15 protein-coding genes are annotated in these 13,687 nt (G+C 67.0%); 3 read left to right on the top strand and 12 right to left on the bottom strand.

Annotated elements, in window-relative coordinates; all coding sequences use genetic code 11:
* Positions 1–100 precede the first annotated feature (100 nt).
* Entirely contained in the window at positions 101–268 is a 168-nt protein-coding gene (locus LIN44_RS18815) for a hypothetical protein (RefSeq protein ID WP_010812488.1), read from the top strand.
* 32 nt (positions 269–300) lie between these two features.
* Here the strand turns inward: LIN44_RS18815 and LIN44_RS18810 are convergent, their stop codons facing one another.
* The 5 genes from LIN44_RS18810 to LIN44_RS18790 form a co-directional block, all read right to left on the bottom strand.
* A complete protein-coding gene (locus tag LIN44_RS18810; RefSeq protein ID WP_227315774.1) occupies positions 301–2,139 on the bottom strand; it encodes a hybrid sensor histidine kinase/response regulator in 1,839 nt (612 codons plus the stop codon).
* Positions 2,136–2,768, bottom strand: a complete 633-nt coding sequence (locus LIN44_RS18805; RefSeq protein WP_227315773.1) for a response regulator transcription factor — start codon at positions 2,766–2,768, stop codon at positions 2,136–2,138. The genes LIN44_RS18810 and LIN44_RS18805 overlap by 4 nt, the downstream gene beginning before the upstream one ends.
* 294 nt (positions 2,769–3,062) lie before the next feature.
* Positions 3,063–4,673 (bottom strand): hypothetical protein, encoded by a 1,611-nt coding sequence (locus tag LIN44_RS18800; RefSeq protein WP_227316363.1) that lies wholly within the window; start codon positions 4,671–4,673, stop codon positions 3,063–3,065.
* Between the two features lie 208 nt (positions 4,674–4,881).
* On the bottom strand, positions 4,882–5,526 hold the full coding sequence (locus LIN44_RS18795) for an AraC family transcriptional regulator (RefSeq protein WP_227315772.1): 645 nt from the start codon (positions 5,524–5,526) through the stop codon (positions 4,882–4,884).
* Positions 5,527–5,645: 119 nt separating this feature from the next.
* Positions 5,646–6,362 carry a Crp/Fnr family transcriptional regulator gene (locus LIN44_RS18790; RefSeq protein ID WP_227315771.1) on the bottom strand — a complete coding sequence of 239 codons (717 nt, stop codon included), beginning with the start codon at positions 6,360–6,362 and terminating at the stop codon, positions 5,646–5,648.
* 230 nt (positions 6,363–6,592) lie between these two features.
* On the opposite strand from LIN44_RS18790, the gene LIN44_RS18785 reads away from it, so the two are divergent.
* Entirely contained in the window at positions 6,593–8,227 is a 1,635-nt protein-coding gene (locus LIN44_RS18785) for an acyl-CoA synthetase (protein ID WP_227315770.1), read from the top strand.
* Between the two features lie 33 nt (positions 8,228–8,260).
* On the opposite strand, the gene LIN44_RS18780 is transcribed toward LIN44_RS18785, so the two are convergent.
* Positions 8,261–8,539: a hypothetical protein gene (locus LIN44_RS18780; RefSeq protein WP_062803237.1), complete on the bottom strand. Its 279-nt coding sequence runs from the start codon at positions 8,537–8,539 to the stop codon at positions 8,261–8,263.
* A 240-nt stretch (positions 8,540–8,779) separates the two neighbouring features.
* Positions 8,780–9,028: a hypothetical protein gene (locus LIN44_RS18775; protein WP_092312527.1), complete on the bottom strand. Its 249-nt coding sequence runs from the start codon at positions 9,026–9,028 to the stop codon at positions 8,780–8,782.
* Positions 9,029–9,162: 134 nt separating this feature from the next.
* Between LIN44_RS18775 and LIN44_RS18770 the strand changes: the two genes are divergently transcribed.
* The gene (locus LIN44_RS18770) at positions 9,163–10,290 is read left to right on the top strand and encodes an AGE family epimerase/isomerase (RefSeq protein WP_227315769.1); all 1,128 of its coding nucleotides are present in this window, start codon (positions 9,163–9,165) and stop codon (positions 10,288–10,290) included.
* Between the two features lie 148 nt (positions 10,291–10,438).
* Here the strand turns inward: LIN44_RS18770 and LIN44_RS18765 are convergent, their stop codons facing one another.
* The 5 genes from LIN44_RS18765 to LIN44_RS18745 form a co-directional block, all read right to left on the bottom strand.
* Positions 10,439–10,642: a hypothetical protein gene (locus LIN44_RS18765; protein ID WP_227315767.1), complete on the bottom strand. Its 204-nt coding sequence runs from the start codon at positions 10,640–10,642 to the stop codon at positions 10,439–10,441.
* Between the two features lie 148 nt (positions 10,643–10,790).
* Positions 10,791–11,159: a hypothetical protein gene (locus LIN44_RS18760; RefSeq protein WP_062803234.1), complete on the bottom strand. Its 369-nt coding sequence runs from the start codon at positions 11,157–11,159 to the stop codon at positions 10,791–10,793.
* Between the two features lie 57 nt (positions 11,160–11,216).
* Positions 11,217–11,909 carry an alpha/beta hydrolase gene (locus tag LIN44_RS18755; RefSeq protein WP_227315766.1) on the bottom strand — a complete coding sequence of 231 codons (693 nt, stop codon included), beginning with the start codon at positions 11,907–11,909 and terminating at the stop codon, positions 11,217–11,219.
* Between the two features lie 120 nt (positions 11,910–12,029).
* Positions 12,030–12,314, bottom strand: a complete 285-nt coding sequence (locus LIN44_RS18750) for a hypothetical protein (RefSeq protein WP_010812500.1) — start codon at positions 12,312–12,314, stop codon at positions 12,030–12,032.
* Positions 12,315–12,459: 145 nt separating this feature from the next.
* On the bottom strand, positions 12,460–13,404 hold the full coding sequence (locus tag LIN44_RS18745; protein WP_227315765.1) for an alpha/beta hydrolase: 945 nt from the start codon (positions 13,402–13,404) through the stop codon (positions 12,460–12,462).
* Between the last annotated feature and the right edge of the window lie 283 nt (positions 13,405–13,687).

Below are 13,687 nucleotides of genomic sequence, written 5' to 3'. Positions count from 1 at the left end.
ACGGAGCGCCCCCCACGCAGTTCCGCAACACCCCACGCATCTTGCCCCGTCGGCAGCCCACCGAAGTAAAGCAATAAGAACAATGGCAAGGGAGACGTCCATGCAAGTCTATGACAGCCTGCTGTATGTGACTGCGATGGTGCTGGTGTGTTTGTATGTGTATCTGGGCGTGCTGTCCCGCAGCACGGCGATCCGCCTGGGTTCTCCGGCGATCGTGGCGGGACTGGTGCTGGCCTATTCGCTGTCGCCGCTGCATTCGGGCGGCTGATGGCCCTGACCCCGGCGTGACCGGGGCGTAGTTCATTGCGTGACCGCCGCCTGGCGGTCCGCCGCGCCGCTGACCTGTGCCGGGAACTCGCGCAGCAGGGTGTCGATGGCCGCCTGCAATTCCTGCGGTACCACCGGTTTGTGCAGCAATGCGGTACCGGTTGCGTGCGCGGTGCGCAGGCGGTCGGCCGCGGTATCCCCCGTGATGATGATGGCCGGCACGTGGCGGCCCAGCCGCTGCCGGATCGCGTCCAGCGCCTGCTGGCCGGTGCGGTGTCCGCGCAGGCGGTAATCGGCAAGCACCAGCTTGGGCGTGAATTCCGCCAGCGCTGCCAGTGCCTGTTCTTCCGATTCGACCGTGCGGCACTCGCAGCGCCAAGCCGACAGCAATTCGGACATCGCGCTGCGGATGGCTTCGTCATCATCGATCACCAGCACGCGCAGCCCGTCGAGTGCGCGCGCCGGCGGGCGCGAGCTCTCTTCGGGCGATTCCCGGGCCTGCGGCATGCCGAAGCGAAACACTGAGCCACGCCCGGGGCAGGACGCGAGCGTCACGCGCGTCTGCATGGTGCGCGCCAAGCCTTCGACGATGGCCAGTCCCAACCCGAGCCCCTTGCGCTGATCGCGTTCGGGATTGCCCAGCTGGTGGAATTCCCGAAAGATGTCGCGGTGCTGGGCGGCGGGGATGCCGATGCCGGTGTCCCAGACTTCGATCGTCGCGCGCGCGCCGCGCTGGCGGCAGGCCACCAGCACGCCGCCGCGTTGCGTATAGCGGATGGCGTTGGCAATCAGATTGCGCAGCACCAGTTCGACCAGCGTGGGGTCGCCATGGAGGGTCACCGTCGTATCGCGCGTGCGATACACCAGCCCGCGCGCTTCGGCCTGCGGCGCGAACTCGTTCTCCAGCTTGTGCAGCAGCGGCTGCAGGCGGAACGCGCGCGCGCGTGGCGTGATCACGCCGGCCTCGAGCTTGGAAAAGTCAAGCAGCGAGTTCAGCATCTCGCGCGCGGCGCCGGAAGAGGCTTCGATATGCGCCAGCAACTGGCGCTGGCGTTCGTCGAGGCTGGTGCGGCCCAGCGATACCAGGAACAGGCCCATCGCGTGCAGCGGCTGGCGCAGGTCATGGCTGGCGGAGGCCAGGAACACCGATTTGGCCCGGTTGGCTTCTTCGGCCGCGTGCTGCGCGGCCTCGGCGCGCGCGGTTTGCTCGCGCAGCTGCGAGATCAGTTCGACGTTCTCGAAGCGCAGCGCGATCGATTGCCGCGCCACGCGCGCATAGTTGCGCGCAAACACCAGCAGCACGCACAGGTACAGCGGCGTGGCCAGGAACATCGGCAGGAATTCGATATCGCCGGTAGCCAAGAACGCGATCCAGACCGGCACGATTGCCGGCACGAAGAAACCGATCGCCACGGGCAGGCATGCCGAGAATACCGCGAGCGCCGCCGCGCTCATGCCGGCGATCAGCGAGAGGATGCAGATCACCACGGCCGGCATGCGTACGTCCAGGTATAGCCATGCCACCAGTCCCCACAGCGCGCCGATCAGCATCAGCATGGCGGTCATGCCGCGCGCATAGCTCGCCGCACCGGCTTCGGTGAGCCGCCCGGGCAGCCGCAGCCGCCCGAAGTACGCCACGGCGCAAGCCAGCACCATCGCGGCGGCCCAGGGCAGGGCGCCGGGGCGGTTCCAGTTCAGGACCAGGCCCGCCGCCAGGAAGATCGCTGCCAGCGAACTGCCTGCCATCGCGCAACCGAAGCTTTGGTCGATCAGGCTCATCTGCGCCGCCAGAATGCGTGGCGCATCGTAGCGGGGCAGCCAGCGCAGCCGCGCGCGCGCGGGAACGGCTGGGGCTGTGGTCTGCGCCGTCATCGCACCGCCTGCACCAGGCCGCGCCGCTGGGCTTCGAGGATGGCTTCGACGCGGCTGACCACGCCGAGATGATCGAGGATGGCCGCGACATGGACGCGCACGGTGTTCTCGGACAGGCCCATATGGTGGGCAATGACCTTGTTCGAGCGGCCCAGCGTCAGCTGATGCAGCACCTCGAGCTGGCGCGGTGTGAGCGTGCTGGCAGCGTAGGACGCCTGGGACGGTGCGCCGGCATTGGCCTCGCCGGAAAAATGCGTGCCGCCGGCCAGGCAGCATGCAATGGCTTCCTCGATCTCGTTCGCGTCGGCGGATTTGGGCAGGAAGCCTGCGATCTCGCGCCGCACCTCGGCCGGGATGGTTTCCAGCCCCGACGTGCCCGACACGATCAGGATCCGTGCCGCCGGGAAATGCCGGCGCAATACCTTGACGCCCTCGATGCCGTTCAGGCCCGGCATCTGGATGTCGAGCAGCACGATGTCGACCGCCGCGCCGCCGTGGTCCTGCACCGCCTGCATGACCGAACCGGCCTCTATGATATGAGCCACGCTCGGGCTGTCGGCCAGCACCAGGCGCAGCCCGGTGCGGAACAAGGTATGGTCGTCGATCAGCAGCAGGCGGGCGTGGGGCATTGAAGGAAGGGGGGCGCGAGGGGCGATCCATTGAACAAGAATCGCGGGCGCTTGTCCATGCAACCGCTGTGGGGGCGCAACTAGTCCGGAAAGATTATTGGCGGGCTGGAATGTCGATGCAAAGATGCGAGCCGTGGGCAGTTCCGCGACGTGCCCGCACCACTTTGTTACCCACTACCACCCGGCTGTGGGTATTTTTTTGCCGGCGAGAATAAAAAAAGCCGGCACCGCATGGCGGCGCCGGCTTGGTTCGGTTCAGGTGCAAGGCACCCAAACGCGCACCTTGTGCCGAAGTTAAGGACGGTTGACCGAGATATCGTAGTACGAACCGGCAACGGAGATCCCCACGCTCAGGCCGGTATTGCCCGGGACCAGCGTGATCATCTCGGGAGCTCCGATGGTGGCTGCACGGTAGCGCAGGCCAATTGCCGGGCTGTTTATCTTCCAGCTGTCCAAACGGCTGTCTTGCAGGCGCTTGCGGGTGTAGGTGCCGGTTTGTGTATCCACCGAGGTGACCTCGTTCGACAACGCGGTAGGGCCGTCCAGCGTGGGCGTGATGCCGGAAAACAAGACCGAGTCCCAGTACGAGTTGGTCGTGCCCACCGCCGGCAGGGGGCGCACCACCTGCTTGGCGGCGATCATGAAGCCATCGTCGTGCGTGATCACGACTGTCACCTGGCCGTCGGTGCCCTTGAAGGCATAGGCAAGCTGCGAGCCGAAGCTGTCGCTGATCTTGAAGCTGCCGTCGGCGTTGGCGCTGAGCGTCGGCAGTTCTTCAGGCAGCCATGCCTCGCAGGTGTTCACGCCGGAGCAGTCGGCACCCTTGGTCAGCTTGCCCGCGGCATCGATGCTGAAGGTCACGCGGCGCGATGCGTAGGGCGTTCCGCTGTTGTCACGCTCCATGCCGAGACCGTTCCAGTCGCCTGCCAGGTCGGCCAGGGCAACGGACTGTGCGGGCACCAGCAGGGTGGGCAGATCACTCATCGGGCCCGCAGGCGGCACGGCCAGTGCGATGCCCGATTTGGCGACCATCACGGTGTTGGTGGTCCCGTTCGCGCCCGGCACGGTGAAGCGGCAGGCATCGTTGGCAACGGCGGTGAAGGGGACGGTCTCGTTGCCGACCTGCAGCTTGAGGGCGGCGGCGTCGAGGTCGCCGGCTTCCGCCGCTGCGGAGCCCAGTCCGATTACATGGTATTTGCCCGTCTTCAGTCCCGCGCAGCTCGACGCCGCCGGCTGCAGCGCGGTCTGGATCGCCGCCGCACCGGCATTGGAACCCACTGCCGAAGACAGCTCGCCCAGCGTGGTCTTCGACGCTTCCAGGCGATCGCCGAGCTGGTCCAGCAGCTTGTCCTGGGCATTGCCGGCGTTGGCGCCGTTGGCGGCCACCAGCGGATCCTTGAGCGGGTCGACGCTGGTCAGGTCCACCACGCCGGTCAGCACCAGACGAACCGACTCTGTGGCGCTGGTCAGGTTGCCGGAAGTCAGCTTGGCCTGCGCGGCGGCGTCGAACTGATCGAAGAAGGCCGTGGTGCTACCCTGTGCCAGCGATGCGGTCACCAGTTCGGTCAGCGGGGTGATGTTGGCCACGGCGGTGGTGCCGGTACCGGCCTCGACCACCGAATGCAGCGTGGTGCCGTCAGGCGTCTTGACGCTGAGCACGCACGGTCGCGTGGCGCCGTCGATGCTGAGCGTGAAGGTGCCATCGGCGGCGGTGGTGGCCGTGCCGCTGCCCGAGGCGCACTTGGCCTGGACCGTGGCACCGCCCAACGCGGCGCCCACGGCCGCGGTGCCGCTGATCTTCGTGGCGGCGGGCGCCGTGGCAGGCGCCGAGTCTCCGCCGCCGCCTCCGCAGGCCGTCAGTACGGCCGCCGCCAGACCCGTCAAAAACAGATGTTTTGTTTTCATCCCTGTGTTGTTTTCTGTGGTTTTTGTTATGGCCGGGCGCTGCGTGGTGGAACACTGGCTCATGCAGGACCCCGCCCACAGGGAGGCTGACCCGCCCTGCGGGCGCGATTTTGCGGGAAAGGCGTCGACCTGCCCAACCCGCGTTGAGGTGATTGACAAAGCGCGCGAGGCGTGGCGGATGGCTTGCCGCCAAGGAAAAGAAAGCGAATCAGGCTGCCGCCTGGGCCAGCCCCGGCCACGTTGGCCGTTCTGCAAGCGCCCGGCGACCACCGCGGCAATCTTCAACCAGCCGCTCGGCATCGATGCCGAACCAGTCGTGCCAGGCGCGCGCCAGCGCGTTGGCCGAACGCAGGCCCGCATGCATGGCCAACCGGTCCAGCGCGGGCACCAGGCCGCCTGCGCCGGCCAGCGCGTGCAGCGCATGTGCGGCGCGTTGCTCGCGCAGCAGCGGATGCAGCGCCTCGCCTTCGGCAAAGAGCCGTGCGCGGACCAGGCGCGCCGGCACTTGCCATTGCGCGGCCAGGCGCTCGGCGTTCCAGTCGGTCTCGGGGCGGGAAAAGACCAGGCCGGCGAACTGGCGCGACCACGGACGATCCGCGGGCTTGCCGGCCAGGCGGGGACAGTCGCTGTCCGGTACGGCGGTCAGGACGATGGCGCAGGGTTGCTGCCAGGTGCCCGGCAGGTCGCAGTCGAAGTGGGCGAAGGCGTGCACCACGAACGGGTCGCCGGGCCGGACTTCACGCCGCGCATTGGCGTCGCGCAGGCTGGCGGTGCCGTGCAGGGCTTGCACATGGACGGCAAAGGGAAAGCGCAGGCGGGCAAAGCGGAGGTGGTGACGGCTGACAAGCGGCATGCGGAAGACGACCCGGAAGCTGGCGGCGTTGCGGCGGGTAACTGTCGCAGGATTCCGTGGCCAGCGCAAGGCCACGGCCAGCGCGTTAGAAGCCAGCGCAGCCGCCGGCGTCTGCGGCGTTACAGGTCCGATATCCCGAAGTGGCGCAGCCGTGGCAGGTCGGTCACGCGGATGCTTTGATACGACAAGTGCACCATGCCCGCATCCGCCAGCCGCCGCAGCGCCTGGTTGACGCGCTGGCGCGAGAGCCCGGTAAGCAGGCCGATCTCCTCCTGCGACAGTTCCAGTACCGGGCTGGTGCGCGGATACAGGTCGGGATGGAACAGCTGTGCGATGGCTTGCGCCACGCGCGCATCGGCGCCCAGCAGGCGATCGTTCTGCACGGTGGCGATGAACTGGCCCATGCGTTCGTTGAGCTGGCGCACCACAAAGCTGGCGAACGGCAGGCTCTGCGCCAGCAGGGTGTTGAAGACCGGTTCGGGCACCAGCAGCACCTGCGAGTCGCGGATCGCGATCACGTCATAGCGGCGGTGTTCGCGCTTGATCACGCTGCCTTCGCCGCACCAGCCGCCGGCAGGCACACCCGAGAAGGTGCAGCCGCGGCCATCGGGCGTGTACACCGCCAGCTTGATCAGGCCGCTGTCCACGCCGATCCAGTGGCGCGAGGGCTCGCCGCGCCGGGCGATAAAGCTGCCCGCGGCAAAGGACTGCAGCAGGGTTTCGCGCGCGGCAAGAGACTGGTGTGCCGGGGCGAGTTCGCCGAACCAGGCATGGCCGGCCAGCACCGCGGCGGGGGCCAGCACAGGGAGGGAAGTGGGGTCTGCGGGTTCGCTCATGGCATGGACGGGCGCACTGCGCCGCATCCTGTAAGAATCGTGTAAGCCTTGCCTGGCGCGGGTTTGCGGCAGGTTTGTCGTCTCGACGACAGTGCGCCGGCGTGTGCGATGATAGCCTTGTGCAAGAAAAAGTGACAGCGCCGCAAGGCGCCACATCGACAGCGCCCGAACGACCCGGAATGACCCCGGAATGACCCCGGAATGACCCCGATAAGGCGGAGACACTAGCAATGCCAACCGATTTCGACAGCGGCCTGGCCCGCAACGCAGCCAATTTCGTGCCGCTTACCCCCATTGATTTCCTGGTGCGCGCCGCCGAGGTGTATGGCGACCGCCTGGCCATCGTGCATGGGCCGCTGCGCCAGAACTGGCGCGACACTTATGCGCGCGCACGGCGCCTGGCCAGCGCGCTGGCACGCGCCGGCATCGGCAAGGGCGATACCGTGGCCGCGCTGCTGCCCAATACGCCGGCCATGGTCGAAGCGCATTTCGGCGTGCCGATGGCCGGAGCCGTGCTCAATGCGCTGAATATCCGCCTCGACGCCGCCAATCTGCTGTTCATGCTGCGCCATGGCGAAGCGCGCGTGCTGCTGGCCGATACCGAGTTCGCCGACCTGGCGCGGCAGATGGCGCTGGAACTGCCGGGACTGAAGGTGGTTGCCGTGCACGACGTGCTGGGTCCGCAGTCGGCGCCGTTCGGCGACACCGACTACGAAGCCTTCCTCGCCGGCGGCGATCCGGCATACGCCTGGCAAATGCCCGCCGACGAGTGGGATGCGATCGCGCTGAACTACACCTCGGGCACCACCGGCGACCCCAAGGGCGTGGTCTACCATCACCGCGGCGCGGCCATCAATGCCATCTCGAATATCCTGGAGTGGGACCTGCCCAAGCACCCGGTCTATCTGTGGACACTGCCGATGTTCCATTGCAACGGCTGGTGCTTCCCCTGGACGGTGGCGGCGCGCGCGGGCGTCAACGTGTGCCTGCGCAAGTTCGAGCCCAAGCTGGTGTTCGACCTGATGCGTGAAGAGGGCGTGACCCACTACTGCGCCGCGCCAATCGTGCATACCGCGCTGGTCAATGCCCCCGCGGCGTGGCGGGAAGGCGTGCGCGGGCCGGTGCGCGGCATGGTGGCCGGCGCGCCGCCGCCGGCCGCGGTGCTGGCGCAGATGGAGGCGATGGGCTTCGAGCTGACCCATGTCTACGGGCTGACCGAGGTCTATGGCCCGGCCGCGGTCTGCGCCGAGCAGGACGACTGGAGCACGCTGTCCGAGCAGGACCGCGCGGTCAAGAAGGCGCGCCAGGGCGTGCGCTACCACCTGCAGTCGCAGGTGGCGGTGCTCGATCCCGATTCCATGCAGCCGGTGCCGGCCGATGGCGAGACCATCGGCGAGATCATGTTCCGCGGCAACATCTGCATGAAGGGCTACCTGAAGAACGAGAAGGCCACGCGCGAGGCCTTCGCCGGCGGCTGGTTCCATACCGGTGACCTGGGCGTTTGCATGCCCGACGGCTACATCAAGATCAAGGACCGCAGCAAGGACATCATCATTTCCGGCGGCGAGAACATCTCGAGCGTGGAAGTGGAAGACGCGCTCTACCGGCATCCCGCGGTGCTGGCCGCGGCGGTGGTGGCGCAGCCCGATGCCAAGTGGGGCGAGACGCCGTGCGCCTTTGTCGAGCTGAAGGACGGTGCCAGCGTCAGCGCAGAAGAACTGATCGCGCATTGCCGCACGCTGCTGGCGGGCTTCAAGGTGCCCAAGGCGGTCTACTTCGGGCCCTTGCCCAAGACCTCCACCGGCAAGATCCAGAAGTTCGAGCTGCGCCGCAAGGTGAAGTCGGATTCGGCGATCGACGTCTGAAATGCAAGCGGCGCCATACGGCGCCGCGTCCGCTTAGCGCGCCCGCACCTCGGGCGGCGTTGCGGTCCGGGGCGGTTGGTGCCAGTCCGGGCCGATGTCGGGGAACACCTCGCATTCGCCGCGCACGATGCTCTCGATGGTGGCGCATACGCATTCGGTGCCGCGCGGTCCCACGCAGACCAGGCTGCGCGGATGATCGCTGTGCTGCGGAATGGCGTAGACCCGCATGCCCTCGCGGAACAGCGGGTGCTTGGTGAGGCGTTCGTTCATCAATTCAACGAAGCGCTGGGGCGTGACGACCGGCTTGTCCATTGCATGCTCCTGCGGCCTTGGCCACCGTACCCATTTCTTGGGGCGGCATGGCGACCAGGGCAGTAAAGGCCAGGAAGATGACAGGCAGGTGGCAGAAAAGCGCACCGGGCAGCAGCGCGTGCCCGGGACGTGGCCGGAACGAAGAATCGCGGGCAATGCATCGCCCGCGTTGCCACTGCCACGCTTCCAGACTAGCTCACGCGGCGCGTAGTGCAAGTGGATCGCGAAATTTTGCGGGTATCAGGTGATGCGCAGTTCGCCTGCGGCGCGTGGGCCGTTGAGGATGCCGTTGCCGGCGGCCCAGCATGCGGCTTCGGCTTCGGCATACGAGCGGTAGGTGCCTGGTGCCGCGACCGTGCAGTCCTCGTCGGCAGCGCCGCACCGTTCTTCCATGACGATGCGCCAGGTGAACTGGCCCGGTCCGTCTTCGAGGACATGGAGCACCAGGGTGCGATGATTGTCGGTCAGCGTGAGAGGCAAGGTCGACATGAGTGTCTCCCGTTCGCAGGTTGGCGCATTGATGCTAGCAAGTGTGCGCGGTAAATGCCATGAGGCATTACGGGCGCGCCGTGGCAAGATACGGCCTTTGCGGCAGCTGCCGCGCCGGATCTTGTCGCCTGAACATGCCCCTCTCGCCCGAGCTCAACCAACGGATCGCCGCCCTGACGGCGCACTACGACACCGTCGTGCTGCCGCTGTGGACCGCCTCCGGCTGGAATCCCGACCTGTTGCTGCCCTATGAAGCGCTCGACGGCGGCAGCGCCGCGCCGCTGCCGCCGTCGCGCTATCGCGCCATGGCGTGCGCGCGCCAGCTGTACGTGTTCTCGCTGGCGGGGCAGCAGGCGCACGCCGATACGCTGTTCGGCTCGCTGCAGGCCTATTTCGGCAATGGCGAGGGCGCGTGGATCTACAGCGTCGACCCGGCCGGTGCGCCGCTCGACAGCACCCGCGACCTCTACACCCATGCCTTCGTGATCTTCGCCTGCGCCGCGTATTACGCGCGCTTCGGCAACGAGGATGCGCTGGAGGTGCTCGATGAAACCGTCGATATCGTCGAAGACCGCTTCGCCGACGGACAGGGCCTGTACCACGCCGCGCTGACCGAGCACTTCCGGCCCAAGGGGGCTGGCGTGCTGCAGAACCCGGTCATGCACCTGACCGAGGCCTACCTGGCCGCGCTCGATGCCACCGGCGACGAGTGGTACGCGGAACGGCTGCGCGAGATCGCGATGGCGGTGCATGAACGCTTTGTCGACGCCGCCAGCGGCTGCGTCGCGGAGCTGCCGCAAGGCAGCGCGGACAACCGCATCGAGCCCGGGCACCAGTTCGAGTGGTTTTCGCTGGTGGCAGCAAGGCCGGCGTTGTTTGGCGACCTGCCGCTGTCGGACGACCTGCGCCGCGCCTTTGCCTTCGCGCAGCAGCATGGCGTGGCCGCGGGCACGTTGGGTGTGTGCGCCGCGCTGGATGCGGGTGGCGCACGCATCGACGGCACCGAGCGCATCTGGGCACAGACGGAGTTCGCGCGCGCGCTGGCCGTGGAAGGGTCGGCGCAGTCGCTGGCCGCGCTGGCTGACTGGGTCGGGCAATTCCGCGGCCGTTTCCTGTCGGCGCAGGGTTGGCATGAGTGCCTGGCGCCGACCGGCGACGTGGTGCGCGCGGAGATGCCGTCGACCTCGCCCTATCACCTGGCGACGTCTTACCAGGCGCTGGCAGCGCTGGCAGGGCTGCCATGGCCCGCGCAGGATGCATGACCGCACGGACCAGCGCGTTGTCAATTCTTTGCAGTTGCCGGGAGAGCGCGGGTCTACACTCAAGCCCGCGCTCCAGCCCGCATCGCAATCCTTCTTAACTACCTGGTCGTCGTTCTGAAGTGCGGGCCGGGGCGCGCCTGCCGCTGCCTCAGCGGGCGCTGGCCTGCTGCAGCCGCTCGGCGTGCGGGGCCGGCTGCAGCCGTTGCGGCGACGGCGAGGGGGTATTTGCCTCAATCAGCGTGCCTGCCGGCCTGACGCGGACAGCCATTTGCTCGACGCGCTTCTGCGCCTGCGTTTCGGCGTGGTCATTCAGTATCAGGCACAGCAGCGTCAGCAAGGCTGCTGTGATCATGCTCAGCGCAATCCAGGCCAGGCAGTGCTTGCGTTCCATGGTGGCGGACAGTGGGGCGTCATCAGTGCGCGAAGTTTAAGCGCGCGTACGCCGGGCGATTGTCAACCTTTGCAAACGCAGCCGCCTTGCGGGGCCGCGACGGTCGTCCTTATTCCGTGACGCCGTGCTCGTGCAGCAGCCGCTCGCATTCCTCGAGCATGTCGTAGGCGAACGCGGACTGGTAGTTGGGGTCGAGCGCTTCCATCATTTCGTGCGCGGCGTAGAGGCCGGCTTCACGCGACAGGGTCTCGGCGAGCTGGCGCGCAAACTGGTCGCTCAGCTCGGACAGCAGGCGCCGCTCCGACAGCGGCAACTGCAGCTTCGAGCGCGACAGCCATTCGCCGGCCAGCGTGGCGCCCTGGGCGTCGGTCATCCACTTGCGGTGTTCGTAGTAGGCCGACAGGCGTTCCGCGGCCAGCGCGAACAGCAGCGCCTTGCGGGTATTGAAATCGATCCGGCGGGGTGGGGCGAGGGTCATGCTTGCAGCTTGGTGCGGACCGGCGCAGCGGGCCGGCCGTAGTCTTGGCGAACGGGATCAGGCGGACGCCGTGCCGGCCTGCGCAAAGCGCGCAGCCAGCCAGGCGCCGATATCGGCAATCTCTTCCAGGCACACCGAATGGCCCATCGGATAGGTGTGCCACGTCACCGGATGCTGCCGCGCCTGCACGAAATCGCGGGCGGCCACGCCGAGCGCCAGCGGCACGACTTCGTCCTGCGTGCCATGGGCGGCGAACACCGCCGTGGCGGCGTTGGCCGGATTTACTTCGGCAGCGAGCGTCGACGGTGCGGGCATGTAGGTGGACAGTGCGACGATGCCGGCGAGCGGCTCAGCGTGGGTCAGTCCGGTGGTGTAGGCGATGGCGCCGCCCTGCGAGAAGCCTGCCAGCACGATGCGCCCGCTCGGGATGCCGCGTGCATTCTCCCGTGCGATCAGCGCGCGGATGGCATCGCAGGAAGCGCGGATGCCCGCTTCGTCGGCGCGCCGGCCTGCCTGATCGAGGGAAACGATGTCATACCAGGCCGGCATGACATAGCCGCCATTGCAGGTCACCGGGATCGCCGGGGCATGCGGAAAGATAAAGCGCACGCCGGGCGAGGCCGGCAGCCGCAACTCGGGCACCACCGGGGCGAAGTCACTGCCATCGGCGCCCAGTCCGTGCATCCAGATGACGGCGCAGCCGGGATTGGGCGCGGTTTCAATTTCGATCGCGGGCAGCAGTTCGCTCATGGGGCCGGTTCCTGTGGGTGGTCTGCCTGCGCCATGTGGGCGTCAGGCAGCGCGAGTATCGCACAGGTCCGGACCTGCCTTGCCGCGTGCGCTGGCACGTGCCGCGGCATGGGGTCTGCTTCAGGCTGCGGACGGAACGATCGGCACCGTGGTCAGGCCGGGCGTGCGTGCCGGCAATTCGGGCATGGCCGGCGGCGTGGCGCGGCGCTTGTCGACCACGTCTTCCACGCCCTTGGCCGCGACATCCTCCAGGAACGCCACCATGTCGCGGTAGTAGGCGACCTGCATCTGTGCCTCGAGCAAGCGCCGTTCGGCCTGGAATAGCGTCAGCCTCATGTCTTGCAGTTCCCTTTCGGCGATTTTTTCCGGGGTCGGTGGACTGAACAAGTTTGCAAGCCAACGCATGGCAGTACCTCCAGTGCTGTCAACAGCGAGTTTGCGGGCTTTCGCCATGAGGACAAATATAGACAAGAAATCGCGAAAGCGTCCCTCGGACACTTGGCCGTGGCGCCTCGCCCACAAGGATGATTGCCGCTTGCGGGACTCTACGTTAGATTAATCGGCCATGTGATCGGCCATTGATGGGAGCGGCATCGCGTGCTTGCTGCGATGGCGCTTCCGGACCAGTCGCCTGCGCGTGCATGAAGCGCAGGATCGGCGGCCAGAAAGTCTCGATATGCTCGGGCAATATGGCCGCATCGTGTGGCATGGCCTCGTGCATGACCAGCGCATGCAGATGCCTGGCAGCGCTTGCCACGCGTTCCGCGTGGGGCGGCACGATGACCACGTCGTCACGGCTGTGCACCACCAGCAGCGGCCGTTCCAGCTTGCCCGCACGCGCTGCGTTGTTCCACGGATCCGGCAGCAGCCACGCAGCCCATGCGGGGATGCGCCCGGTCTGCACCGCAGCCAGCCGCGCCGAGCTGAAGCCCGCGGCTATCACATAGCCATCCGGCTGCGGCTCGAAACGCCGCGCCACATCCAGCAGGATGCCTGAGCCCAGCGAATGTCCCAGCACCACGCGCCGTTTCGATTGCGGCGTGGCGGCGATGAACTGCCGGTAGGCGGCCAGTGCATCCTGCCGCAGCCGACGCACGCTTGGCCGTCCGGTGCTGCGCCCATAGCCGCTGTAATCGAACACGTAGGAGGCGATGCCCGCATCGGCCAGCATCGCCTGCACTGGTGCCCAGTCCGGCAGGCATTCGTTGTCGCCGTGGCACACCATCAGGGCCGGTGCTTCGGGGTCTGCCACCGGCATGAAGGCCGCGTGCAGGATGCGGTCGCCGCTGGCGAAGGTGGCGTGCCGCACCTTAGGGGCGGAATTGTCAGGTGGTTGCGCGCGGCTTGTCTCATCCGTTGGCGTGACAAAGGCTTTGCGCTCCAGCGCACGAAACAGCAGATGTCGCGCCACCCCAGCGGCCACGGCCATGCCTGCTGCCGCAGCCAGCCAGCGGTGACGCGCGGTTTGGGAAGGAGGGCGGGGATCAGGACTCATCTTATTCAGGCTAGCAGGCCGGGCTCTGCAAATGAAGAATTGTTCATTCGGAAGCGCTTTTCCCTGGCGAGCGCAGGGCGGCTATCGCTTCGATAGAAATCTTTTTCCTTGACTATCTACCTACCAGTAGATAGCATTCAGTCCATGGCACCGCTGCACTGCCAACGGAAGCAAGAAGGCACGGAAATGTGGCGATTCCATTGCATGACCTGAACGGTCATTTTTTCAGGCTCGGAAATCTATCTACTAGTAGATGCGAGCCTGAAAAGCGACCCAATGATAG

The sequence above is a fragment of the Cupriavidus sp. MP-37 genome (assembly GCF_020618415.1).
GTDB lineage: Bacteria > Pseudomonadota > Gammaproteobacteria > Burkholderiales > Burkholderiaceae > Cupriavidus.
The sequence above is the reverse complement of the archived record's forward strand: the minus strand, read 5'-3'. Positions and strand labels throughout refer to the sequence as shown.

Bases quoted from the DNA above. Each gene is read 5' to 3' on its own strand.
- LIN44_RS18780 (WP_062803237.1), bottom strand. From the start codon at position 8,539: ATGGACAAGCCGGTCGTCACGCCCCAGCGCTTCGTTGAATTGATGAAC.
- LIN44_RS18745 (WP_227315765.1), bottom strand. From the start codon at position 13,404: ATGAGTCCTGATCCCCGCCCTCCTTCCCAAACCGCGCGTCACCGCTGG.
- LIN44_RS18750 (WP_010812500.1), bottom strand. From the start codon at position 12,314: ATGCGTTGGCTTGCAAACTTGTTCAGTCCACCGACCCCGGAAAAAATC.
- LIN44_RS18765 (WP_227315767.1), bottom strand. From the start codon at position 10,642: ATGATCACAGCAGCCTTGCTGACGCTGCTGTGCCTGATACTGAATGAC.
- LIN44_RS18785 (WP_227315770.1), top strand. From the start codon at position 6,593: ATGCCAACCGATTTCGACAGCGGCCTGGCCCGCAACGCAGCCAATTTC.
- LIN44_RS18795 (WP_227315772.1), bottom strand. From the start codon at position 5,526: ATGCCGCTTGTCAGCCGTCACCACCTCCGCTTTGCCCGCCTGCGCTTT.
- LIN44_RS18800 (WP_227316363.1), bottom strand. From the start codon at position 4,673: ATGAAAACAAAACATCTGTTTTTGACGGGTCTGGCGGCGGCCGTACTG.
- LIN44_RS18815 (WP_010812488.1), top strand. From the start codon at position 101: ATGCAAGTCTATGACAGCCTGCTGTATGTGACTGCGATGGTGCTGGTG.
- LIN44_RS18770 (WP_227315769.1), top strand. From the start codon at position 9,163: ATGCCCCTCTCGCCCGAGCTCAACCAACGGATCGCCGCCCTGACGGCG.
- LIN44_RS18790 (WP_227315771.1), bottom strand. From the start codon at position 6,362: ATGAGCGAACCCGCAGACCCCACTTCCCTCCCTGTGCTGGCCCCCGCC.
- LIN44_RS18810 (WP_227315774.1), bottom strand. From the start codon at position 2,139: ATGACGGCGCAGACCACAGCCCCAGCCGTTCCCGCGCGCGCGCGGCTG.
- LIN44_RS18760 (WP_062803234.1), bottom strand. From the start codon at position 11,159: ATGACCCTCGCCCCACCCCGCCGGATCGATTTCAATACCCGCAAGGCG.
- LIN44_RS18755 (WP_227315766.1), bottom strand. From the start codon at position 11,909: ATGAGCGAACTGCTGCCCGCGATCGAAATTGAAACCGCGCCCAATCCC.
- LIN44_RS18775 (WP_092312527.1), bottom strand. From the start codon at position 9,028: ATGTCGACCTTGCCTCTCACGCTGACCGACAATCATCGCACCCTGGTG.
- LIN44_RS18805 (WP_227315773.1), bottom strand. From the start codon at position 2,768: ATGCCCCACGCCCGCCTGCTGCTGATCGACGACCATACCTTGTTCCGC.